Origin of the sequence: Faecalibacterium sp. AF28-13AC (assembly GCF_003478405.1) — a bacterium.
Taxonomy (GTDB): Bacteria; Bacillota; Clostridia; order Oscillospirales; family Ruminococcaceae; genus Faecalibacterium; species Faecalibacterium prausnitzii_E.
This window is the reverse complement of the sequence record NZ_QUFG01000008.1, coordinates 94,193-115,681: the sequence shown is the minus strand read 5'-3', so window position 1 is coordinate 115,681 and position 21,489 is coordinate 94,193. Positions and strand designations below refer to the sequence as shown.

20 protein-coding genes are annotated in these 21,489 nt (G+C 61.1%); 10 read left to right on the top strand and 10 right to left on the bottom strand.

All coding sequences use genetic code 11. The annotated features are described in order from the left end of the window. Positions 1 to 104 precede the first annotated feature (104 nt). The gene (locus DWY95_RS12385) at positions 105 to 326 is read right to left on the bottom strand and encodes a cation transporter (RefSeq protein ID WP_097791758.1); all 222 of its coding nucleotides are present in this window, start codon (positions 324 to 326) and stop codon (positions 105 to 107) included. A 20-nt stretch (positions 327 to 346) separates the two neighbouring features. Then, positions 347 to 682 carry a metalloregulator ArsR/SmtB family transcription factor gene (locus DWY95_RS12380; RefSeq protein ID WP_118553725.1) on the bottom strand — a complete coding sequence of 112 codons (336 nt, stop codon included), beginning with the start codon at positions 680 to 682 and terminating at the stop codon, positions 347 to 349. Positions 683 to 1,035: 353 nt separating this feature from the next. On the opposite strand from DWY95_RS12380, the gene DWY95_RS12375 reads away from it, so the two are divergent. Beyond that, positions 1,036 to 1,422, top strand: a complete 387-nt coding sequence (locus tag DWY95_RS12375) for a thioesterase family protein (RefSeq protein ID WP_118553724.1) — start codon at positions 1,036 to 1,038, stop codon at positions 1,420 to 1,422. Positions 1,423 to 1,648: 226 nt separating this feature from the next. On the opposite strand, the gene DWY95_RS12370 is transcribed toward DWY95_RS12375, so the two are convergent. After that, the gene (locus tag DWY95_RS12370) at positions 1,649 to 1,837 is read right to left on the bottom strand and encodes a hypothetical protein (RefSeq protein WP_118553723.1); all 189 of its coding nucleotides are present in this window, start codon (positions 1,835 to 1,837) and stop codon (positions 1,649 to 1,651) included. A gap of 71 nt (positions 1,838 to 1,908) precedes the next feature. On the opposite strand from DWY95_RS12370, the gene DWY95_RS12365 reads away from it, so the two are divergent. The 4 genes from DWY95_RS12365 (at position 1,909) to DWY95_RS12350 (ending at position 9,513) form a co-directional block, all read left to right on the top strand. Next, the gene (locus tag DWY95_RS12365) at positions 1,909 to 3,567 is read left to right on the top strand and encodes a Na+/H+ antiporter NhaC family protein (RefSeq protein ID WP_118553722.1); all 1,659 of its coding nucleotides are present in this window, start codon (positions 1,909 to 1,911) and stop codon (positions 3,565 to 3,567) included. 176 nt (positions 3,568 to 3,743) lie between these two features. Next, positions 3,744 to 6,986 carry a hypothetical protein gene (locus DWY95_RS16905; RefSeq protein ID WP_147365972.1) on the top strand — a complete coding sequence of 1,081 codons (3,243 nt, stop codon included), beginning with the start codon at positions 3,744 to 3,746 and terminating at the stop codon, positions 6,984 to 6,986. Positions 6,987 to 7,123: 137 nt separating this feature from the next. Continuing rightward, positions 7,124 to 7,582, top strand: a complete 459-nt coding sequence (locus DWY95_RS12355) for a winged helix DNA-binding protein (RefSeq protein WP_118553720.1) — start codon at positions 7,124 to 7,126, stop codon at positions 7,580 to 7,582. 131 nt (positions 7,583 to 7,713) lie between these two features. Beyond that, positions 7,714 to 9,513, top strand: a complete 1,800-nt coding sequence (locus tag DWY95_RS12350) for an aminopeptidase P family N-terminal domain-containing protein (protein ID WP_118553719.1) — start codon at positions 7,714 to 7,716, stop codon at positions 9,511 to 9,513. Positions 9,514 to 9,558: 45 nt separating this feature from the next. Here DWY95_RS12350 and DWY95_RS12345 read toward each other — a convergent pair whose 3' ends face one another. Then, the gene (locus tag DWY95_RS12345) at positions 9,559 to 10,509 is read right to left on the bottom strand and encodes a glycosyltransferase (RefSeq protein ID WP_097791766.1); all 951 of its coding nucleotides are present in this window, start codon (positions 10,507 to 10,509) and stop codon (positions 9,559 to 9,561) included. Between the two features lie 97 nt (positions 10,510 to 10,606). Here DWY95_RS12345 and DWY95_RS12340 point away from each other — a divergent pair, with 97 nt between their 5' ends. Continuing rightward, positions 10,607 to 11,329 carry a LytTR family DNA-binding domain-containing protein gene (locus DWY95_RS12340; RefSeq protein WP_097791767.1) on the top strand — a complete coding sequence of 241 codons (723 nt, stop codon included), beginning with the start codon at positions 10,607 to 10,609 and terminating at the stop codon, positions 11,327 to 11,329. Between the two features lie 44 nt (positions 11,330 to 11,373). Here the strand turns inward: DWY95_RS12340 and DWY95_RS12335 are convergent, their stop codons facing one another. Beyond that, on the bottom strand, positions 11,374 to 12,015 hold the full coding sequence (locus tag DWY95_RS12335) for an HAD family phosphatase (RefSeq protein ID WP_118553718.1): 642 nt from the start codon (positions 12,013 to 12,015) through the stop codon (positions 11,374 to 11,376). 129 nt (positions 12,016 to 12,144) lie between these two features. Between DWY95_RS12335 and DWY95_RS12330 the strand changes: the two genes are divergently transcribed. Both DWY95_RS12330 and DWY95_RS12325 read left to right on the top strand, forming a co-directional pair. After that, positions 12,145 to 13,317: a patatin-like phospholipase family protein gene (locus DWY95_RS12330; protein WP_118553717.1), complete on the top strand. Its 1,173-nt coding sequence runs from the start codon at positions 12,145 to 12,147 to the stop codon at positions 13,315 to 13,317. Beyond that, on the top strand, positions 13,314 to 14,927 hold the full coding sequence (locus DWY95_RS12325; protein ID WP_097791770.1) for a putative PEP-binding protein: 1,614 nt from the start codon (positions 13,314 to 13,316) through the stop codon (positions 14,925 to 14,927). Before DWY95_RS12330 ends, DWY95_RS12325 begins: the two co-directional genes overlap by 4 nt. A 137-nt stretch (positions 14,928 to 15,064) precedes the next feature. On the opposite strand, the gene DWY95_RS12320 is transcribed toward DWY95_RS12325, so the two are convergent. Further along, positions 15,065 to 15,541 carry a peptidylprolyl isomerase gene (locus DWY95_RS12320; protein WP_097791771.1) on the bottom strand — a complete coding sequence of 159 codons (477 nt, stop codon included), beginning with the start codon at positions 15,539 to 15,541 and terminating at the stop codon, positions 15,065 to 15,067. Positions 15,542 to 15,801: 260 nt separating this feature from the next. Further along, positions 15,802 to 16,809, bottom strand: coding sequence for an asparaginase (locus DWY95_RS12315; RefSeq protein ID WP_097791772.1), 1,008 nt, complete (start codon positions 16,807 to 16,809; stop codon positions 15,802 to 15,804). Between the two features lie 317 nt (positions 16,810 to 17,126). Between DWY95_RS12315 and DWY95_RS12310 the strand changes: the two genes are divergently transcribed. Together DWY95_RS12310 and DWY95_RS12305 are read left to right on the top strand one after the other, a co-directional pair. Further along, positions 17,127 to 17,984 carry an NAD(P)/FAD-dependent oxidoreductase gene (locus tag DWY95_RS12310; RefSeq protein WP_118553716.1) on the top strand — a complete coding sequence of 286 codons (858 nt, stop codon included), beginning with the start codon at positions 17,127 to 17,129 and terminating at the stop codon, positions 17,982 to 17,984. 4 nt (positions 17,985 to 17,988) lie between these two features. Further along, a complete protein-coding gene (locus DWY95_RS12305; protein ID WP_118553715.1) occupies positions 17,989 to 18,684 on the top strand; it encodes a Crp/Fnr family transcriptional regulator in 696 nt (231 codons plus the stop codon). 61 nt (positions 18,685 to 18,745) lie between these two features. Here DWY95_RS12305 and DWY95_RS12300 read toward each other — a convergent pair whose 3' ends face one another. From DWY95_RS12300 to DWY95_RS12290, 3 genes are read right to left on the bottom strand one after another with little or no spacing between them, the layout of a single operon-like run. Beyond that, positions 18,746 to 19,198, bottom strand: coding sequence for a hypothetical protein (locus tag DWY95_RS12300; protein WP_097791775.1), 453 nt, complete (start codon positions 19,196 to 19,198; stop codon positions 18,746 to 18,748). Between the two features lie 36 nt (positions 19,199 to 19,234). Further along, a complete protein-coding gene (locus DWY95_RS12295; RefSeq protein WP_118553714.1) occupies positions 19,235 to 20,197 on the bottom strand; it encodes a GTP-binding protein in 963 nt (320 codons plus the stop codon). 31 nt (positions 20,198 to 20,228) lie between these two features. Next, positions 20,229 to 21,479 (bottom strand): CobW family GTP-binding protein, encoded by a 1,251-nt coding sequence (locus tag DWY95_RS12290; RefSeq protein ID WP_118553713.1) that lies wholly within the window; start codon positions 21,477 to 21,479, stop codon positions 20,229 to 20,231. Positions 21,480 to 21,489 lie beyond the last annotated feature (10 nt).

Below are 21,489 nucleotides of genomic sequence, written 5' to 3'. Positions count from 1 at the left end.
AACCCGGTGGAAAGTGTTGAAAACTGGCTTTTCTTTCAACAGGAAATCGCCGGGGAAGGAAACGGCTCCCCCGAAGGAGGAGCCGTTCTCATCGGATGCGCTGCTCAGATATCAAAGATCTCGCAGTCGTCCTCGACTTTTTTGCAGGCGGCCAGAACGTTCACCATGGTGTCGTGGGGGTCTGCGCCCTCTGCGAACTCCACCTTCATCTTCTGGGTCATGAAGCTGACGGTCGCATTTGCCACACCGGCCACGGTGTTGGCGGCGTCTTCCATCTTCTGGGCGCAGTTTGCGCAATCGACTTCGATCTTGTAGCTCTTTTTCATAATAAGTACCTGCCTTTCGGTTATTCTTCGATATGGTCCATCCCCATGGAGAGGATGCTGCGCACATGGTCATCGTCCAGTGCGTAGTAAACGGTCTTTCCGTCCCGGTGGAACCGCACGAGCTTCGAGTCCTTCAGCACCCGGAGCTGGTGGCTCACCGCAGACTGGCTCAGCTGCACCGCATTCGCGAGGTCCTGCACACACAGCTCGCTGTCGTGGAGTGCATACAGGATCTTGATGCGGGAGGAGTCGCCGAACACCCGGAACAGGTCGGCCAGCTCATACAGCACTTCGTCATCCGGCATCACGAGAGGCCCCGGCTGCGCGGCGGGCAGAGCGTCTTTGGGGTCGTTCATGGCAGTCTCTCCTTTCGCGGCACATTCATGTGAACGTTTGTTCATGTGTTCATAGTATCACGCAGAAGAGGCTCTGTCAAGGCTTTTTGCAAAGATTTTGAGCAGAACTTCGAAATTGTAAAAAAATACCCCAATACGCAAGAAAACTGCGATTTCAATCTGCAAAAAGGGTGCGTTTTGAGCGTTGAAAAATGGAGAGGTCCGGTGAGGGGGAAGCAGGGGTGCCGTCCGACCGGAAAGAGGAAAATGCAGAAATCCACCAAAAACAGGTGCATCGACGCGGAAAATGTGGTATCCTATCAGGAGGTCGGAAATTTACTGCCGCAAGGCGATTTTGGAAAGGAAGTTTTTTTATGTTGAATGTTGGCATCCACGGCGAGCAGAGCCAGCTCGTGACGAACGAAAACACCGCAAAGACCATGGGCAGCGGCACACTGAACGTGTTCGCAACGCCCGCACTGGTGGCACTGGCCGAAAAGACCTGCTGGATGAGCGTCGCGTCCGAGCTGGACGAGGGCTGCGGCTCGGTGGGCACGAAGCTGGAACTGGAGCACACCGCCCCCACCCCCGTGGGCATGACCGTGACCTGTGAGAGCGAGCTGACCGCCGTAGAAGGCCGGAAGCTGGTGTTCAAGGTCTCGCTGCACGACGAAAAAGGCCCCGTGGGCGGCGGCGTGCATGAGCGCTTCGTCGTCAATGACGCGAAGTTCGCGGCGAAGGCGGAGAGCAAGAAGGGCTAAGGCAATCCTTCGTACAACCTCTCAGTCTCGCCTACGGCTCGACAGCTCCCCTGGTAGGGGAGCCCTTGGCATTCCGCAAACTTCGCCTTCTCGCCAGTGGTCGTCCTCCCTCTGTCGCTATTCGCGACATCTCCCTCCGGCCGGAGGGAGTCTTTCCTACCAGGGGAGCTGGCATCGCGAAGCGATGACTGAGAGGTTGTACTCCATGCCGCGTTTCCGTTTCGCTTCACGGTTTCCGGGGGGCGGCATCCCGTGAGTGGGGATGGAGCGGTTCTTCCAACCGCAGCGGTGGTTCATCCTCCGCCATCACCTGTTCTTCGGCCCGCTGCTGGGCCTCGTGGAGGAGGCGGGCGGCCTGTTCGCTGGCGCGGAACAGTTCAAAGTACAGCGCTTTATAATCCGGCGCGGCAAACACCCCCTTCCCTGTCTGGTTGGGGATAGTCTGCCCCGCGCTGAGGCAAAAAATCAAAAGAGGAATCAGATCGTATGAAAAAAGTCAATCTTTCGTGGGCGGGCGCCGTGCTGGTGTTCGCTCTGCTGCTGTGGTGCACGGCGGCAACCCCCGGCACCATTGCCGACCCGTCTACCTACACCTGCGCCGTGTACAGCACGGCGCTCTCTCTGCTGCCGCCGGTGGTGGCCATCGTGCTGGCACTGAACACCAAGGAGGTCTACACCTCGCTGCTGGTGGGCATCGCGACGGGTGCGCTGCTCTTTGCCAACGGCAACCTGGAACTGGCCCTGAACACCCTGTTCTTCAACGAAGACGGCGGCATGGTCGCCAAGCTGTCCGACTCCAGCAATGTGGGCATTCTGGTCTTTCTGGTCATGCTGGGCATCCTGGTGGCCCTGATGAACAAGGCGGGCGGCAGCGCGGCCTTTGGCCGCTGGGCGTCCACCCACATCCACACCCGCGCGGGGGCGCAGTTCATGACCCTTGTTCTGGGTGTGCTCATCTTTGTGGACGACTACTTCAACTGCCTGACCGTAGGCTCCGTCATGCGGCCTGTGACCGACCGGCAGAAGGTCTCCCGCGCAAAGCTGGCCTACCTCATCGACGCCACGGCGGCCCCGGTCTGCATCATCGCGCCGGTGTCCAGCTGGGCGGCGGCCGTCACCTCCTCGGTGCCGGAAGGTTCGGGCATCAACGGCTTTACCATGTTCCTGCGCACCATTCCGTATAATTACTACGCCCTGCTGACCCTCATCATGATCCTCTTCCTCATCTTCACGGGCACCGACTACGGCCCCATGAAGCTCAACGAGGACAACGCGCTGAAGGGCGACCTCTTCACCACCGAAGACCGCCCCTACGGCGACGATGTGGACGACGGCACCGCAGCCTGCGGCCATGTCATCGACCTGATTTTGCCGGTGCTGGTGCTCATTGCGGCCTGCATCTTCGGCCTCATCTACACCGGCGGCTTCTTTGAAGGCGTGGACTTCATCACCGCCTTCTCCGACTGCAATGCCTCGGCGGGCCTGGTGATGGGCAGCAGCATCGCGCTGCTGTTCACCTTCGTGTTCTACCGGGTGCGCGGCGTGATGACCTTTCAGGACTTCGCGGCCTGCATCCCGGAGGGCTTCAAGGCCATGGTCAGCCCCATGCTCATCCTGACGCTGGCGTGGACTCTTTCCGGCATGACCAACCTGCTGGGTGCCAAGTATTACGTGGCCAACCTGCTCAACGGCTCGGCGGCTGCGCTGCAATATCTGCTGCCGACCATCATCTTTCTGGTGGCGGTGTTCCTGGCCTTTGCCACCGGCACGTCCTGGGGCACCTTCTCCATCCTCATCCCCATCGTCTGCCATGCGTTCCCGCAGGGGGAGATGCTGGTCATCTCCATTGCGGCCTGCCTGTCCGGCGCAGTGTGCGACGACCACTGCTCCCCCATCTCGGACACCTCCATCATGGCGTCCGCCGGTGCTCATTGCAGCCATGTGAACCATGTGTCCACCCAGCTGCCCTATGCCATCACGGCGGCGGCCATCTCGGCGGTGTGCTATGTCGTCACCGGCCTGAGCCAGATGTTCCTGGGCGCCAGCGCCAGCCTGCTCACCTCGCTGGTGCTGCTGGCCGTGGCCATCGTGCTGGAGCTGGTGGTGCTGAACGTCATCCGGCTGCGAACGGCCAAAGCAGACTGACCCAACCGGCGTTTTTGACCCTGTCAAGGGGGCAAAAATCATCATTCGCGCAGTTTTCAGGGTGCTTCACGCGGTTTTGCTTTCCTTCCGGTTGTTTCTGTGGTATGATGGACCCAGAAACGAACGACCGTGCGGCTTTTTGACGCAGTCTTTGGCAGAAAAGGAGGACGACCCCGATGAAAAAACGCATTCTCAGCCTGATCCTGGCACTGAGCATGGTGCTCTCCGTGCTCCCCCTGGGGGCCTTTGCAGAAGGCTCCACCCAAGACCTCGTCATGGGCGCGAACGGTCTGCCGGACTGTTCGAACGGCACCAGTGGCAACGGCTGGAGTTACGATGCCCACATGAAGAAACTGACTCTGACGAGTGGACCGTTTGATTTCAGTTCCACCCATCCCCAAGGCGGTGGAGAAACGACCACAACGCCTGTGCGATGTGAGATTGAGATTCAACAGGGTGCGACAATTACCGGCGGCACCTTCAATGGAGAAGTGTCAAACAACCAAGGAGGAAACATCACTAACGGCACCTTTGAGGGAGAAGTGATAAACAACGCCGGAGGAGAAATCTCTGGTGGAACCTTTAAGGGAACGGTGTTAAACGGCAACGGAACGATCTTTGGCGGCACCTTCGCGGGCAGTGTGGAAAACCAAGGCAGCGTGACTGGCGGCGTGTTCAACGGCAATGCAAAACCAACCGGGGTAACAGGTGGCTACCCCATCACCGTGGATGCGCCCTCCCCCGATGCCAAGATCAAGAAAGTCAACGATGTGTCTGCGCATTGGGCCCCCTACGCCTACGCAGGCACTATCGTGACCATCACTGCCGATACCGAGATATTCAGCCTGAACGGCAAGCCCATCGGCGGGGGCGACTACGACAGCGAATACCCCGATACAAACAACAAGAAGACCGTGAAATTCACCATGCCGAACGAGGACGTGGTGCTCAGCACCGGCGAACTCGTCATGGAGGGCGGCTACCCGGTCGGCTCCAACAACGGCACTGCCGACTGCGAGGGCAAAGGATGGACGTACAGTGAAAAAGACGCGTCGAACCCGAAAGGCAAACTGACTCTGACGAGTGGAACGTTTGATTTCAGTTCCACCTATCCCCAAAACACCAGTAAGGGAGCGGGGGCAGAGCCTGTGGCGTGTGCGGTTGAGACTCAATTGCGTGTGGAAATTACCGGCGGCACCTTTGAGGGAGAAGTGACAAACGAAGGCACCATAAAGAACGGCATCTTCGCGGGCAGAGTGACAAGCAACGGCACCATCATGGACAACGGCACCTTCAATGAAGAAGTGACAAACAGCGGCTACATCAAGGACGGCACCTTCAATGGAAAAGTGACAAACAGAAACACCATCGAGAACGGCACCTTTGCGGGCAGCGTGACAAACGAAGGCACCATAAAGAACGGCAGCTTTGAGAAAAAAGTGACAAACAGCAACACCATCATGGACGGCGTCTTCAAGGGTGTTGTGGAAAACGGCGGCAGAGGAACGATCTTTGGCGGCACCTTCGCGGGCAGGGTGAACAACAGCTACGGCGGCCACATATTCGGCGGCGTGTTCAACGGCCACATAAACGTACCAGGATTTGGTGTCTACCCCATCACCGTGGATACGGCCTCCTCCAAAGCCGAGATCACGGAAGTCAACGGTGTGTCTGCGGTTTGGGAGCCCTACGTCGTCGTGGCCGAATTGACCATGAACCAGAAAGTAATCATCACCGCCAGCACCGAGATCTACAGCCTGAACCACAAGCCCATCGGCGCGGGCAACTGCAACAGCAGCCAAGACAGCAGCGACAAGAATACCGTGAAATTCACCATGCCAAAAGAGAGCGTGGTGCTGAACGGAGCGATCACCAGCACCGACCTCGTCATGGAGAACGGCTGGCCGAAGGATTCCAACGGCGGCAAAAACCCCTGCAAGGGCGACGGCTGGCAGTACATCCCCAATGACCCGACCTATGGCAACATGCTGCTTCTGACGGGCAGCAACCAGACCGGCGGGCTGTTCGATTTCAGCACCATCGGAGATGGTGCGGCGGTGGAGTGCAACGTCTTTGTGGGCAAGCCGACGGCCATCACGGGCGGCGAGTTCAACGGCAAAGTGTTCAACAACAGCGGCATTCTGGGCGGCACCTTCCACGGCGAGGTCGACAATAGGGCACCGGGCCGCATCGTGAATGGCACGTTCAAGAACTCGGTCGAGAACAACGGCATTATCGAAAACGGCACGTTCCACGACAAAGTCAAGAACAACGGCACCATCGAGAAGGGCACCTTTGAAGGAACAGTGGAAAACAACACCAACGGAACGATCTCTGGCGGTACCTTCGCGGACAGTGTGAGCAACAACGGCGGCACCGTGAACGGCGGCATATTCAACGGCAACACAGGTTTGGACGGGGTAACAGATCTCCACTCCATCACCTGGGATGCGGCCTCCTCCAATGCCAAGATCGAGAAAGTCAACGGTGTGTCTGCGGCTTGGGCCCCCTACGTCGTGACCAGCAATGCCACGACGAAGGAAGTGACCATCACTGCCGACACCGAGATTTTCAGCCTGAACGGCCAGCCCATCGCAGAAAGCAGCTACGGCGTCGACAAGAAGACCGTGACCTTTACCATGCCGGACGATGACGTGGTGCTGAACGGCGAGCTCATCACCAAGCCGGAACCCGAACCCGAACCGAAACCGGAACCGAAACCGGAACCGAAACCGGAACCGGAACCCACCACCTACACCGTGACCGTCATCGGCGGCACGATCGACGGCAAGACGTCTGTTTCCGCCAAGGAGAACGACACCCTGACCGTGGTGCTGGACCAGAACGAGATCCCGGACGGCATGACGTTTGACATGTGGAGCATTTCGTCGAGCAAGCTCAGCGGCGATATCAACGTCGATTATCGGGCCGAGGCCATGACCTTCCAGATGCCCGCCGAGGATGTGACCATCCGGGCGCAGTACCGCTCGGCGGAGATCATCGAGGATGCAGCGCCCTCTCCGCTGGCAACGGCGGCGACCATCGCGGTGGGCGGCGCAGCCGCAGGCATCGTGGTGTGGCAGGGCGTGAACCTGGGCGTAGACCTCTACCTCGCCAATGCGCTGCCCCAGGGTGTGCCGGTGCCGACCGACCGCCGTGCGCTGGCGCTGCTCCTGTGGGAGACCGCAGGCAAACCGGAGGTGGCTCTGCCCACCCTTTACGGCGATATCCCCGCCGAAGAGATCGAGCTGCAAAAGGCCACCCATTGGGCGGTCCAGAACGGCCTGATGGACGCGGCCGACAAGAAGGATGCGTCCTTCTTTGACCCGGACCATTATGTCACCAAGATGGACGTCTTCGGCGCATGGCTCCGGCTCAAAAAGCTCCTCGGCACGATCGGAACATCCCCGACGCAGTGAGCGTCCCCCTTAACGCAAAGGACCTCCCGGCCTGCATGGGCTGGGGGGCCCTTTGTTTCAAAACGGAAAAATTCCGTTGCTTCTGGGGAAAAACATGGTATACTAAAGGAAATTGAGCGATCGGAAGGAGCCGCACCATGCTGGAAAAAGCATTCAACGACGTTTACACAAAATTCAAGCTGCACTTCTATCAGAACGTGTTTCAGCGCTTTGCCACCCGCGAGGCGACCCTGACCACGGTGGAGTCCTTCTGCATGGAGGGCATCATGGCCATGGGCGAGCCCACCATTGCGGAGTTCTCGCGGATGATGAAGATCTCTACCCCCAACGCGGCGTATAAGATCGGCAGCCTGATGCGCAAGGGCTACGTGGAAAAGATCCAGTCCGCCAAGGACCGGCGCGAGTACCACCTGCGCCCCACCCAGAAGTATTTCGAGTATTACAACATCAGCTATTCCTACCTGCACACCGTGGTCGAGCGTGTGCGGGAGCGCTTCCCCGCCGAGGACGTGGACAAAATGGAACAGATGCTCACCATCATCAGCGAGGAGCTGATGCCGGAGCTGGATCTGAGATCAAAGACGGCGGACGAATAAGCGCCGTTTCACCCCGTTGGAGTAAAACGGCCGGGGCAATTGCAATCCGTGCGCCGGAATGATACAATAGGAGCCAGCGAGAACCGCCGCCGGACGTTTTTCCGGCAAGTGTAAGAAAGAAGGCTTTTATCATGAGCATGAATACAGTCCCTGAGCGTCTGGCTGCGCTGCGCGCCGCCATGGACGCCAATGGCGTGGACCTCTACCTCATCCCGGTGGGCGACCCGCACTCCAGCGAGTATCTGCCCGACCACTACACCTCCCTGACCTATTTCTCCGGCTTCCACGGCGAGAACTCGAACTTCGTCGTGACCAGAGACAAGAGCGCCCTGTGGGCCGACGGCCGCTATTTTGTGCAGGCCGAAAAGGAGATCGCGGGTACCGAGATCGAGCTGGAACGGATGGGCGAGCCGGGTGTGCCCACCGTGGAGCAGTACTGCGCCGATGCCCTGCCGGAAGGCGGTGTGCTGGGCCTGTGCGGCCTGACCGCTTCCTGCCAGCTGGTGCGCAGCGTACAGAAAGCGCTGGACGCCAAGCACGGCACCATCAAGACCCTGAATCTGGAAGATGCGCTGTGGACCGAGGGCCGCCCCGCCCTGCCGGAGACCCCGGCCTGGCTCCTGAGCAAGGAGTATGCGGGCTTTGCCCCCGCCGAGAAGCTGGAGCAGCTGCGGGCCAAGCTCAAGGAGCTGGGCTGCACGGCCCAGCTGGTGGGCAAGCTGGACAACCTGGCCTGGCTGCTGAACCTCCGCGCGATGGACATCCAGTGCACCCCCTATGCCATGGCCTACTGCTATGTGACCGGGGACCGTGCCGTCCTCTTCATCAACACCCGTCGTCTGGGCGCGGAGGCCGCTGCTGAGCTGAAGGAGAACGGCGTCGAGATCGCCGAATATGACGACATCCTCACCTTCCTGGCCGCGGAGACCGAGGCCCAGACCGTTCTGGCCGACCCGGCTTCCGTCAACTATGCGGTCTACGAGACGCTGAACAACAACCCGGCCCTGACCGTCAAGGACGAGGCCGACCCCCTGCTGCCGATGAAGGGCGTGAAGAACGAGACCGAGCTGAACCACGACCGTGAGGCCCATCTGCGCGATGCCGTGGCCATGGTGCGGTTCCAGAAGGAGCTGGAAGAGCGTCTGGCCGCAGGCGAGGAGCTGACGGAGCTGACCGTGGATGAGATCCTCCACAAGTACCGCTCGGCACAGGACAAGTTCATCGTGGAGAGCTTCGGCACCATTGCAGCCTACGGCGGCAACGCGGCCATGATGCACTACCATGCCACCGAGGAAGACCACGCCAAGCTCGAAAAGAAGGGCTTTTTGCTGGTGGACAGCGGCGCGACCTACATGGACGGCACCACCGACATCACCCGCACCTACCCGCTGGGCGAGCTGACCGAGGACGAAAAGCGGTTCTACACCTGGACGCTGCAGTGCCATATCGACATTGCCAAGGCCGTCTGGCTGAACTACTGCGACGGCCACATGCTGGATACCATCGCCCGTGAGCCGCTGTGGCAGCACCTCATCAATTACCGCTGCGGCACCGGCCACAGCGTCAGCTTCGTGGGCAATGTCCACGAAGGCCCCCACGCTCTGAACGGCCGCAACACCACCGTGTTCCAGCCGGGCATGATCGTCACCGACGAGCCGGGCGTCTACGAGAGCGGCGTCGTCGGCATCCGCATCGAGAACGAGCTGGAGTGCTACCACAAGGCCGACAACCAGTACGGCACCTTCCTGGCCTTCCGCCCGCTGACCTTTGTGCCCATCGCCACCTCGCCCGTGGTGCCCGGCATCCTGACCAAGGACGAGATCGAGTGGCTGAACGCCTACCACCGCGAGGTCTTCACCAAGCTCGCTCCCCGCCTGACCGAGGAGGAGCGCGACTGGCTGGCCAAGAAGTGCGCTGCCATCGGAGCGTAACCTCTCATAACGAAAATCGAGAGGCCATCGGCCTCTCGATTTTTGTTATTCCTGTTCCGGTTTGTGCTCTTTCCAGTAGGCTTTTGCCTCATCAATGGCCTTTTTGAACGGGCCGGAGGGGTAGGTGCTCTCGGCGATGTCCACCAGAAACTTGTACAGCTGGGGGCGCACCTCCTCATACATGCCCAGGCGGGTGTAGAGGTCTTTGTAATAGCGGAACACCTGCAGCTTGTTCTGCACCACGGTGGATACGTGGACCTGGGTGTGGCAGATGCTCTGCGGGTTCTGGACGTAGTAATAACCGGCCTTGCCGATGGAAACGAAGGTCTCGGCGTACTGGATATACCGCAGGTTGAAGACGAGGTCTTCGGCCCAGTGCATCTCGCTGACGAACTGGATGTCGTTCCGGGTCAGGAGGTCGCGGCGGTAGAGCTTGTTCCAGAGCACGCTGTAAAAATAGGAGGCGGGCTTGTCCATCAGGCGGAGGGCGAAGGTGTCCTTGTCATAAACGCCTGCGGGCAGAAAGCCGTACTCCCGCATTTCCGGGGGCCGGGCGACGCTCATGACGCCCAGCTCGTCCTGGATCTTATCGAGCACCTGTTCGGGCTTGGAAGCGCCCGCCGGGATGACCATCTTGTAGGGCGCGATGACGAGGTCGGCGGTGTGCTCCTCGGCCGCGGCCACGAGAGCGGCTGTGAAGTCCGGGTCGAGATAGTCGTCGCTGTCCACGAACTGCACATACTTGCCGCCGGCCAGCTTCAGGCCCAGGTTGCGGGTGTCCGCTACGCCGGAGTTTTCCTTGTCCACCAGCACGATGCGGGGGTCTTTGGCGCGGAACTCTTCGCAGACGGGCAGGCTCTGGTCCTTGGAACCGTCGTTCAGGATGATGATCTCGATGTTGGAATAGGTCTGTGCGCAGATGCTGCCCACGCAGCGGGCCAGATGGTTCTGGGCGTTGTACACGGGCAGGATGATGCTGACAAGGGGCTGATTCATGGCGGCGTCTCCTTTTCTGATTTTATAGTAACTATACTCCCGTGCGGCGCAAAATGCAAGCGCCCGGAAGGCCGGGCAGGAGGAAGGAATTGAAAAAATGATCTTTCACATTGCGGTCTGCAGCCCGGATGCGGTGCTGCGGGGGCGGGTGCAGCGGCACTGCCTTGAATATTATGCCCGCCGGGCCGATGCCTGCATCGTGGAACAGCTGGAGGACGCGGGGGCCCTGCTCCGGAAAGAGGACGCGGGCAGCCGGTTCGAACTGTACCTCATCGAGCTGACAGCGGCAAACCCGGCGGCAGGTCTGCAGGCAGCGGCACAGCTGCGGCAGCGCGGGGTGCGGGCACCGCTGGCCTTTCTGGCCCACACGCCTGCCTACGCCTACGAGGCGTTCCGGGTGGATGCGATGCAGTATTTGCAGATCCCCTTCCGGCCCGAACAGCTCACGGCCCTGCTGGACCGCGCCACCGAGCCGGAGTACGGCCCCGTCATCCCGGTGACGACGGCGACCGGCCTGCGGGCCCTCCCCTTTGCGGACATCGAGTATCTGGAATGCACCCACCATGTGGTGCATTTCCACCTTGCCAGCGGCGAGGATGTGGCCTCGCTCTCGCTGCGGGTGCCCTTCTCCGAAGTGGCAAAGCCGCTGCTGGCCGACCGGCGCTTTTTGCAGCCTCACCGCTCCTATGTGGTCAATCTGGCGGCGGCGTCGCAGCTGTCCGTGGGGGAGTTGTGGATGCGCAGCGGTGCCCGCGTCCCCATCCCCCGCGGCCGCGAAGCCGCCGTGAGGGCAGCCTTCCGGAAGTTTTTGGAACGATAAACGATAGAAAAGAGGTCTTGTCCAACGGGCAAGGCCTCTTTTTGTCAGAACTTCAACTCCGCCCACCGGGTCAGGAACTGGTCGCTGACACGGCGGAGGGCGGGTTCATCGGCGGCGCTGGCGGCGTCGGCGATGCCGATGACGTAAAATCCTGCGTCGTGGGCGGTGCGGGCCGCGTAGAGGGAATCCTCGCAGACGGCGCAGCGGTGCGGGTCGGTGCCGCCGAGGCGCTGTAAGGCTGCGAAAAAGACGTCCGGGCGGCTCTTGTGCAGGGGGCCCTGGGCTTCGATGTAGAACTCGAAGCAGTCGTCCACGCCCAGGCGGGTGAGCACTGCTTTGCACTGGTCGCTCCAGGTGTTGGAGCAGATGCACATCCGGGCACCCTCGGCCTTGAGGCGGGCCAGCAGCTCCCGCACACCGGGCTTGAGCTCCACGGTCTCGTACAGCTCGGCGATGACCGAGCGCATCACGCCGAAATAGTCTTCCGGCCGCAGGGGCAGCGCGTATTCGCGGATAAGGTACTGCGCCCCGTCCGCCATGCCCATGCTCAGGAGCGTGGAGCGCAGGTCGGCCCTTGGGGTGCGGCCGTAGCGGCGCAGCAGCGCCAGCGGGGCGTTCTCCCACACCGCAGTCATACTGTCGGTTAGGGTGCCGTCCATATCAAAGATCCATTGGTTGCAGTTCATGCAGTCCTCCTCACAGTCATAATTTACTAAATTATACCACGCTTTTTGTTCCAAAAACAGGGAGAAATTTTCCCGAAAATATGGTATACTTTTTGCAGGTTTGAATCGGACGACAAGGAGGCGTATTGGATGGCGCAGAACGATACCCCCAGAAAGGCACTGGTGCTTGCCGGCGGCGGGGCCCGCGGCAGCTATCAGGTGGGCGTCTGGCGTGCCCTGACCGAACTCGGCTGGAACCCGCAGATCATCACCGGCACCAGTGTGGGCAGCCTGAACGGCGCGATGTTCGCGCTGGACCTGTACGAGACCGCACGGGATATGTGGACCAGCATCCGCAGCCAGGACGTGATGGAGCTGCCGGAGGAGACCCGGAATCTGACCGAGCTGCACCAGTTCCTGCGGGACGTGGTGCGCGCGGGCGGCATGGATGTCACCCCGCTGGAAGAGATCGTGGAGCGGGTGCTGGACGAGGACGCACTGCGCGCCTCGCCCATCCGGTTCGGGCTCGTCACGGTGGAAAAGCGGGGCCTGAAGCCCCGTGAGCTGCCGCTGGAAGAGATCCCGAAAGGCAAGGTGAAAGATTACCTGCTGGCTTCGGCTGCCTGCTTCCCGGCGCTGCGGGCCAAACAGATCGACGGGGTGCAGTTTCTGGACGGCGGCTACCGCGACAACATGCCCACAGGGCTGGCCCAGAAAATGGGGGCCGAGGAGCTGGTCTGTGTCGATCTGGAAGGGGTGGGCATCACCCTGCCCAACCGCACCGGCCTGCCCACCACCATGGTGCGCAGCTATTGGGAGCTGGGCGATATCCTCCACTTTGACCCGGACACGGCCAGACGGAACATCGAGCTGGGCTATTACGACACCCTGCGGGCCTTCGGGCGGCTGCGCGGCTGTGCCTATGCGGTGGCGAAGAATGAGCAGACCGCACAGGACGCGGCCGCATTCCGGCAGCGGTTCGACGCCGTGCAGAAGGCGGTGAAGGCAAAGTACCCGGTGACACTGACGGCAGACCTGGCGCTCAAGCTGGCCAACATGCAGGACGCAGAGCTGGCCCCGCTGGAAGCGGCCGCCGAGGATGTGGGCGTGGACCCCACCCGGTATTACACCGTGGAGACGCTGGCAAAGGCGTTTCTGGAGACCTGCGACCGCACTCGCATCGAGGGATTTGAACCGCTGTTCGAGGGCAGCGGAAACGCGGCGCAGGCCGCATGGGCAGCGCTGCTGCCCAATACATTCCTGCAGGCGCTGGTCTTCCGCACACTGACCACGCCTGCCCCGACGGAGGTGACGGAGGAATGAAAGTCTATCAGGGATATGCCGCCTCGTCCGGCCTGGTGCTGGGGCAGGTGAGCCGTGTGGAGCGCAGGACCGAGAGCTTCGGCACAGGGCCGTTCAACCCGGACCGGGAACAGCGGCTGCTGGACCGGGCCGTCAAGACGGCACAGGCCGAGCTGGACTCGATGGCTGAGCGCAGCGGCCCCACCGAACAGGCCATCTTCCTGTTCCAGAGCATGATGCTGGAGGACGAGGGCTTCATGAACGAAGTCCGGTTCCAGATCAAGGCAGGCGTCGGCGCAGCCGAAGCCGTAGACCGGGCCGGCCGCCGCTATGCTGACCAGCTGGCCCAGATGGAAGACAACGCCTATATGCAGCTGCGCAGCGTGGACATCCTCGATGCTGCCCGCCGCGTGGTGAACATCCTGACCAACCGCCCCCGCGTCTGGCTGGCGCTGGACCACCCCGTCATCCTGGCGGCAGAGGTGCTTATGCCGAGCGACCTGTTCAGTGTGCCCGCCGGAATGATCCTGGGCATCATCACGGCAGAAGGCAACAAGCAGAGCCATGCGGCCATCATTGCGCGGGCTATGCACATCCCCGGCATCGTGCAGGTGGGCAGCGATTTTCTGAACGACTGCGACGGCCGCACGGCCATCCTGGACGCCGACAACGGCGAGTGCATCCTCGACCCGGATGCCGTCACCCGCCAGCAGGCGATGTCCCGCATCTGCGAGAAGCAGTGGGAGAACGAGGAGATGAACCGCGTCTGCGCCTTGCCGTGCCGGACGAAGGACGGCCAGCCCTTTGAACTGCTGGCCAACTGCTTCGGGCAGGAGGACATCGAAACGGCGCGGCAGTCCGGCGCGTCCGGCGTAGGTCTGCTGCGCAGCGGTTACATGATGCTGCCGGGCCGCCCGGTGGACGAGCAGGAGCAGTATGTGTTCTATCACTCCTGCCTGGCGGCGGCAAAGGGCGGGGTGGTCACGGTGCGCACCTTTGATTTTGGTGCAGACCGCACCATGGCCGACGCCCATCAGGGGCCGGAGTCCTCCAAGCTGGGCCTGCGGGGCATCCGCAGCAGCCTGCGCCGCCCCCATCAGTTCGAAACCCAGATCTGTGCGCTGTTCCGTGCGGCGGCAGACGGCCCGCTGCGGGTGATGTTCCCGATGGTGACCAATCTGGAAGACTGGGACGAAGCCATGAAGCTGGTGGAGCACTGCCGCCAGCACCTGCGGGAGCGGGGGGAGCGCTTCAACGAGAAGATGCCCTTCGGCGTCATGCTCAGTGTACCGTCGGCCTGCCTGACGGCGGAAGAATTTGTGGCCCACGGGTGTGAGTTCTTTGTCATTGAGACGAACGACCTCATCCAGTACACCCATGCCGTGGACCGCGACCTCTCCATCGCCGAGCGCTACTATCGCCCGGCCAGCCACGCGATGAAAAAGCTCATCGCCATGGTCGTGGAGGCGGCGGACGCGGGCCAGATCCCCGTGACCATTTGCGGTCTGGCCGTCGGCAACCCGGCCAACACCGTGCAGTACCTGAAACTCGGCCTGCGCAGCTTCTCCGTGAGCCCGCAGAGCCTCATCAGCGTGAAGCGTGCGCTGCTGGAGGCGGACAGTCGGGATTGACAAAAATCTGATCCGTGTTCCATTGTACTTGCGGTGCCCTTTCGGCATGCAAAACACCCCATGTGTTAGACAGTATACTGTCTAACACATGGGGTGAAGTTCGCCCTGCGGCGGAAAGCTCTTTTTCAGATCGTGATTCAGCCCTCGATGAGCTCGACGGTCTTCATCCGGACCGGGGTCTTGGGCTTATCGTTCCAGTCGGTGGCGACTGCAGCGATCTTGTCCACCACGTCCATACCGGCCACGACCTTACCGAATGCGGCATACTGGCCGTCCAGATGGGGGGCATCCTGGTGCATGATGAAGAACTGGCTGCCGGCGCTGTTCGGGCTCATGCTGCGGGCCATGCTGATGACGCCGCGGGTGTGCTTGATCGGGTTGTTGACGCCATTGGCAGCAAACTCACCCTTGATGCTCCAGCCGGGGCCGCCGGTGCCGTTGCCCAGCGGGCAGCCGCCCTGGATCATAAAGCCGGGGATGACGCGGTGGAAGGTCAGGCCGTTGTAAAAGCCCTGACCGACCAGCTTCTTGAAATTCTCACAGGTGAGAGGGGCGGCTTCCTCATTCAGCTCAATGTCGATGACGCCGCCGTCTTCCATAGTAATGCGAACCATACTGTTCCAATGCTCCTTTATCTTGGCCCCTCAGCGGGGCATTTGCGGCAGAAGTTCTGCCAGAATCCTCTTATAGTATACCATACCTTTTGGCTTGTGCAACGGCACAGTTGCAACGTTTTTGTAAATTTGGGGGCGATTTTCATGATCTGAAACGTACCGAGAATCGCCCTGCCCGGCGCCTAGGTACCGGCAAGGGGCGGCCGCCTGCGTTTTGGACACAGCGCCTTCAATACCGCCGTTCGGCGGTATTGTTATTTTCAATGATAAAACGTATCAAAATTGACCTGCCGATAGAACCGCTGCTGGAGCTGGTCGAAGCTCTCGCAGTTCTGGGCCAGCAGCCACATCACCTTTGTGACGACGGCTTCGATGGTCATGTCGTGGGCTTCCAGGAATCGGAACCGGTTCCGGACCCGCTTGCCGACCTCGTAAATGCCCACATCGCTGCCCTCGTAGGTGACCTGTGTGGTTAGGATCAGGATCTTGCGGGTCTTGTCGTAATCGCCCAGATTCTCTGCAAAAGCGTCCATGAGCCGCTGCGGGATGCCGCCCACGCCGAAACTTTCCACAATGACGCAGTCGTATTGTTGAAAAATGGCCGGGATGAGCTCCGGGCCAAGGCCGGGCGTCAGCTTGAGCAGAAAGACCTTGGGGTTCAGTGCCCGGCCAAACTCCACCGGGCCGGTGGGCCAGGGCGAGGGGATATACCGCACCAGCCGGTCGCCCTGCACCAGCGCCAGCGCCGGGAAGTTGACCGACGCAAAGGCATCGTAGCTGATGGTCTTGTTTTTCTTGGCGCGAGTGCCCGCGATGACATGCCCGCCGAACACCACCATCACGCCCCGGCTGCCGGGGTCCAGCGCGCAGATGACGCTGTCGCGCAGGTTTTTCTTCGCATCGGTGATCTCGTTGGAGATGGGCTGCTGCGCACCGGTGAGGATGATCGGCTTGTCCGCATTCTGGATGAGGTAGGACAGCGCCGCCGCCGAATAAGCCAGCGTATCGGTGCCGTGGCAGATGATGAAGCCATCGTAGAGCGCATAATTCTCCTGCACGGCCCGCGCCATCAGCAGCCAGTGTTCGGGGCCGAGGTCTGTGCTGTCGATGCTGCACAGCGCCAGCGTCTCCGGGCAGCACAGCTCGTTCAGTTCCGGCAGATGGGCCAGCAGTTCCTCGCTGGTCAGAACGGGCCGCAGCCCCTGTGCGGTGCGCACACTGGCGATGGTGCCGCCGGTGGTGATAAAAAGCAAACGCTGCTTGGACATGTTCGGTGCCTCCCTGGGTCAAATTCAGTCGATTCAGTATAACACACTCGGCCCCGGATGAAAAGTGTGCAGTTTTGAGACCTGGTCACAGATTTTTGCGGGAAAAGGTGTATACTATACTTGATCCATCCGTTGAAACGTTTTCCTCTGTACAACCTCTCCGTCTCGCATCCGCTCGACAGCTCTCCTGGTAGGAGAGCCTCTGGCGAAACCGGAGACTTTGCAAGGACTGCCAAGGCCTCTCCTACTAGGAGAGGTGGCATTGCGAAGCAATGACGGAGAGGTTGCAGGAAGGTGAACCAGATAAGGAGTAACTTATGCCCAACATCGTCATCATCGGTTCCGGCCCGGCCGGCGTGTCGGCCGCTCTGTACACGGCCCGCGCAGGGGTCGAAACGACCGTTCTCACCAAAGGGCCCGGCGCACTGGACCGCGCCGCACACATCCAGAACTACTACGGCTTTGCTGCGCCCATCTCCGGTGCCGAACTGGAACGCCGGGGCATCGAAGGGGCCAGAGCGCTGGGGGTGCAGTTCGTTACCACCGAGGCCGTGGGCCTGACTTACACCGACAAGCTCACCGTCGAGACGCTGGCGGGCGAGTTCCCCGCCGATGCCGTCATCCTGGCCACCGGCGCTTCCCGCGCCGCACCGAAGATCCCCGGTCTGGCAGAGCTGGAAGGCCATGGTGTGAGCTGCTGCGCCACCTGCGACGCCTTTTTCTACCGGGGAAAGGATGTGGCGGTGCTGGGCAGCGGCGAATATGCCCTGCATGAGGTGCAGGCCCTTCTGCCGTTGGTAAAGAGCGTCACCCTCCTGACCAACGGGGCCCCGCTGACGGCACAGTTCCCGCCGGAGGTGAGGGTCTGCCCCGAAACAGTGGACGCCATCCTCGGCGAACAGACCGTCACCGGTGTGCAGCTGAACGGCGGCCGACAGGTGCCCCTGTCCGGCGTGTTCGTGGCGCTGGGCGTGGCGGGCAGCACGGCGCTGGCCCGCAAGCTGGGGGCCGAAGTAGAGGGAAACCGCATCGTCGTGGATGAGAAGATGCAGACCACCCTGCCCGGCCTCTACGCCGCCGGGGACTGCACCGGCGGGCTGCTGCAGGTCGCCAAGGCTGTTTATGAGGGAGCACTTGCAGGCACCGAAGCTGCCAAAGCGGTGCGGAAAGGATAACACCATGTCCGATGTGCAAAATACTCCGGTCAACCGGAACTGTCTGGCCTGCGCTTTCCCATTCTGGGACCAGCTCACGCCGGAGGAACAGGCGCAGCTCTGCCGCTTCACCCGGCCGGTGCGCTACCGGAAAGGGGAGCGGGTCCACAGCCCGGTCGAGAACTGCGTGGGCATCCTGCTGCTGCGGTCGGGCCAGCTGCGGGCCTATCTGCTCTCGGAGGATGGGCGGGACATCACGCTCTACCGGCTGTTTCCCGGCGAAGTCTGCATCCTGTCGGCATCCTGCGTGATGGATTCCGTCAACTTTGACCTGTACATCGACGCCGAGGAGGACACCGAGGCCTACTGTATCAGCGCAGGCGTGTTCCGCCAGCTGATGCAGCAGAACGTCCATGTCCGCTGCTACGCCTACCAGATGACCGCCGAGCGCTTCTCCGACACCATGTGGACCATGCAGCAGATCCTGTTCATGAGCGCCGACCGGCGGCTGGCCATCTTCCTCACCGATGAGCTGGCCAAGACCGGTGGCACGGATGTCCGCATGACCCACGACCAGATCGCCCGCTACATGGGCTCCGCCCGCGAGGTCGTCAGCCGCCTGCTGAAATACTTTGCCGGGGAGGGCCTTGTCCGCCTTTACCGCGGCGGCGTCACCGTACTGGACAAAGAACGGCTGAAGCAGATCGCCAACGGCACATAAAACGTATCAAAAAAGGACGTCTCATCCTGTGACGAGACGTCCTTTTTTATCTTACAAAATCTCAGCTCTTGCAGCCGGATTCCTCTTCCACGCCGGTGAAATCGCTGGCCTCAGCGATCTTGGTGACGTCGAACTTGCCCGTCTCATCCTTGGGGGCGACGGCGGGGCCGGCCTCCACCGGATTCACGGGTGCTTCCTCGGCCACAGGCTTTTCCTCGGCCGTCTCCGGCTGTGCAGCGGGAGCCTCCGGCTCTTCAGATGCCTTTTCCTCGGATGCCTTCTCGAAGGCCGGGGGCCATGCGTCGCCCGGCTCAGCGGTCTTGGCCTCGCCTTCGGCGTAGGCTTCGGCTGCCTTGGCGGCCTCTGCGGGGTCCTTTTCAGCCTCTTCGGGGAACTCCACCTCTTCGACGTGGAGCGGGCCCTTGTCGTTCAGAACTTTGTCCAGCACCACGATGGCGGCACCGGTGGCGGCGACGGCAGCAGCCGCGCCCAGAACGCGAAACAACGTTTTCATGGTGAGATCCTCCTTGATGTGATTTCAGTGTGCGGGTTAAGAGAATGTGACGACATCGTTCAGCGGCTTTTCGGCGGGTTCGACCGAGATGGCGGTCAGCACCGGGCCTTTGCCGCGGTAGATGTTGTGGAACTTGTAATTGACCTTTGCGGTCACAGTGACCCAGGCGCGCTGCTCCAGCGCCTTGTAGCCATCGTAGGAGCAGGGGAAGCCGACGAACTGGATGTCCTGCACACAGCAGGTCATGGCAAAGCGGCCGGGCACGAAGCTGTTCTTTCCTGCGCGGTTGGTCTGGCAGACCTGCGCCAGGAACTTCACGGTCTTGCCCGTGTACTTCTGGGGCTCGTCCTGGCAGTCCATATACCAGATGCCGAAATCGTCGTCGCCGATCTCCACCATCGGCTTGTTCAGGTCGAAGGGGAGGGGGTCGGGGATATCATCGTAGGCCACGCTGCCGTCAGCGAACTCATAGGCGATGTCGCACTTGCGGGATGCCTGACGCACCAGCTTGTGCAGCTCCTGACGGGCGGCGTCGTTGTTGACGGCCTCCGCGCGGTTGAAGACGATCAGCTCACTGCGGGCGATCTTGTCCAGCAGCAGAGCGCGCATGGAGTTGTCGCGGGCATAGGTGAGGGCCGTGGTGCCGTCGGCCGTGGCGATGCACTGGTAGACGATCCAGTTTTCGGGCAGATTGTTGGCCAGGTCCTGCAGCAGCCACATGCCGTTGTACTCGATGACCACGCGGCCTGCATCTGCTTCCTTGGCCAGTTTGGCCAGGTTCTGGGGGTTCAGTTCTGCCTTGTCCTCCAAATTGTAGAGGGTCACGCCGGGGAAGGCGAATTTCTTCTGATTGTATTCCTCTTCGCCCTCTTCGCAGACCAGCAGCAGGGTCTTGTCGCCGGAGTCGAAGTTGGGGTCTTCAAAGGTCTCCTGGATGAATTTGGTCTTTCCGCTTTCGAGGAAGCCCACAAACAGGTAGACCGGGATCTCATTTGCCATAAACGGTTTTCCTCCTCTGTGTTGTCCGGGCTCAGCAGCCGAACAGGCCGGCAATGGCCTTCTCGTCCAGCTTGGAGCCGATGACGACCAGCTTGCCGCCGACGTCTGCGCCGCGGGAACGGACTTCCCACTCGCCGGGCACATAGTCAAACTCCAGCCAGCCGTCTGCGCCGCCGTCCACGATGCCCTTGGAGCGCAGGATCATGCCGTACTTGCCGGTATCCAGCTCGGTCAGCGCATGCTCGATGTCAGCCTTTGCGATCTTCTTGGCGGTCTCGACGCCCCAGCTGGTGAAGACCTCATCGGCATCGTGGCCATCGTGATGATGGTGGTGATGATGACCGCAGCAGCAGTGGCCGTCCTCATCGTGATGATGCTCGTGCTCCTCCTCATCATCATGGTCATGATGGTGGTGGCAGCAATGATCGTGGTCGTGGTCATCCTCCTCGTCATCGCGGTGATGATGGCAGCAGTGGTCATGGTCGTGATCCTCGTCATCGTGGTCGTGATGATGATGCTCGTGTTCGTCCTCATCGTCATCGTCGTCGTGATGGTGATGGCCGCAGCTGCACACGCCGTTCTCATCGTAATGATGATGGTGATGCTCGTGCTCTTCTTCCTCGTCCTCGTGGGCATGCTCCTCATTGGCCTTGGCTGCCATGGCGATCAGCTCTGCCTTGAAGTCGTCCTTCGTGGACATAGCGTTCAAAATCTGCTCACCGGTCAGGGCATCCCACGCGGTGGTGACGATGGTGGCGGTGGGGTTCTTCTCGCGCAGCATGGCCACCGCTGCAGCGATCTTCTCTTCGCTGGCGGTCTGGGTGCGGCTCAGGATGATGCAGCTTGCATGGCTGATCTGGTCATCGTAGAACTCGCCGAAGTTCTTCATATACATCTTGACCTTGTTCACGTCAGCCACGGTGACAAAGCTGTTCAGCTGCACGTCCAGGTGCTCGGCCACACCCTCGACGGCGCGGGTCACATCGGACAGCTTGCCCACGCCCGACGGCTCGATGACGATGCGGTCGGGGTGATACTGCTCCACCACCTGCTGCAAGGCGGCGCGGAAATCGCCCACCAGCGAGCAGCAGATGCAGCCGGCGTTCAGCTCGTTGATCTGGATGCCGGACTCCTTCAAAAAGCCGCCGTCGATGCCGATCTCGCCGAACTCGTTCTCGATCAGAACGACCTTCTGGCCCGCAAAGGACTCCTTGATGAGCTTTTTGATGAGGGTGGTCTTACCGGCACCAAGGAAGCCGGAGAAAATATCGATCTTGGTCATAATGCTGTTG

Coding starts and splice junctions, on each gene's coding strand:
- DWY95_RS12355 (WP_118553720.1), top strand. CDS start 7,124: ATGCTGGAAAAAGCATTCAACGACGTTTACACAAAATTCAAGCTGCAC.
- DWY95_RS12375 (WP_118553724.1), top strand. CDS start 1,036: ATGTTGAATGTTGGCATCCACGGCGAGCAGAGCCAGCTCGTGACGAAC.
- DWY95_RS12345 (WP_097791766.1), bottom strand. CDS start 10,509: ATGAATCAGCCCCTTGTCAGCATCATCCTGCCCGTGTACAACGCCCAG.
- DWY95_RS12325 (WP_097791770.1), top strand. CDS start 13,314: ATGAAAGTCTATCAGGGATATGCCGCCTCGTCCGGCCTGGTGCTGGGG.
- DWY95_RS12295 (WP_118553714.1), bottom strand. CDS start 20,197: ATGGCAAATGAGATCCCGGTCTACCTGTTTGTGGGCTTCCTCGAAAGC.
- DWY95_RS12380 (WP_118553725.1), bottom strand. CDS start 682: ATGAACGACCCCAAAGACGCTCTGCCCGCCGCGCAGCCGGGGCCTCTC.
- DWY95_RS12340 (WP_097791767.1), top strand. CDS start 10,607: ATGATCTTTCACATTGCGGTCTGCAGCCCGGATGCGGTGCTGCGGGGG.
- DWY95_RS12305 (WP_118553715.1), top strand. CDS start 17,989: ATGTCCGATGTGCAAAATACTCCGGTCAACCGGAACTGTCTGGCCTGC.
- DWY95_RS12315 (WP_097791772.1), bottom strand. CDS start 16,809: ATGTCCAAGCAGCGTTTGCTTTTTATCACCACCGGCGGCACCATCGCC.
- DWY95_RS12335 (WP_118553718.1), bottom strand. CDS start 12,015: ATGAACTGCAACCAATGGATCTTTGATATGGACGGCACCCTAACCGAC.
- DWY95_RS16905 (WP_147365972.1), top strand. CDS start 3,744: ATGAAAAAACGCATTCTCAGCCTGATCCTGGCACTGAGCATGGTGCTC.
- DWY95_RS12310 (WP_118553716.1), top strand. CDS start 17,127: ATGCCCAACATCGTCATCATCGGTTCCGGCCCGGCCGGCGTGTCGGCC.
- DWY95_RS12385 (WP_097791758.1), bottom strand. CDS start 326: ATGAAAAAGAGCTACAAGATCGAAGTCGATTGCGCAAACTGCGCCCAG.
- DWY95_RS12290 (WP_118553713.1), bottom strand. CDS start 21,479: ATGACCAAGATCGATATTTTCTCCGGCTTCCTTGGTGCCGGTAAGACC.
- DWY95_RS12365 (WP_118553722.1), top strand. CDS start 1,909: ATGAAAAAAGTCAATCTTTCGTGGGCGGGCGCCGTGCTGGTGTTCGCT.
- DWY95_RS12300 (WP_097791775.1), bottom strand. CDS start 19,198: ATGAAAACGTTGTTTCGCGTTCTGGGCGCGGCTGCTGCCGTCGCCGCC.
- DWY95_RS12330 (WP_118553717.1), top strand. CDS start 12,145: ATGGCGCAGAACGATACCCCCAGAAAGGCACTGGTGCTTGCCGGCGGC.
- DWY95_RS12350 (WP_118553719.1), top strand. CDS start 7,714: ATGAGCATGAATACAGTCCCTGAGCGTCTGGCTGCGCTGCGCGCCGCC.
- DWY95_RS12320 (WP_097791771.1), bottom strand. CDS start 15,541: ATGGTTCGCATTACTATGGAAGACGGCGGCGTCATCGACATTGAGCTG.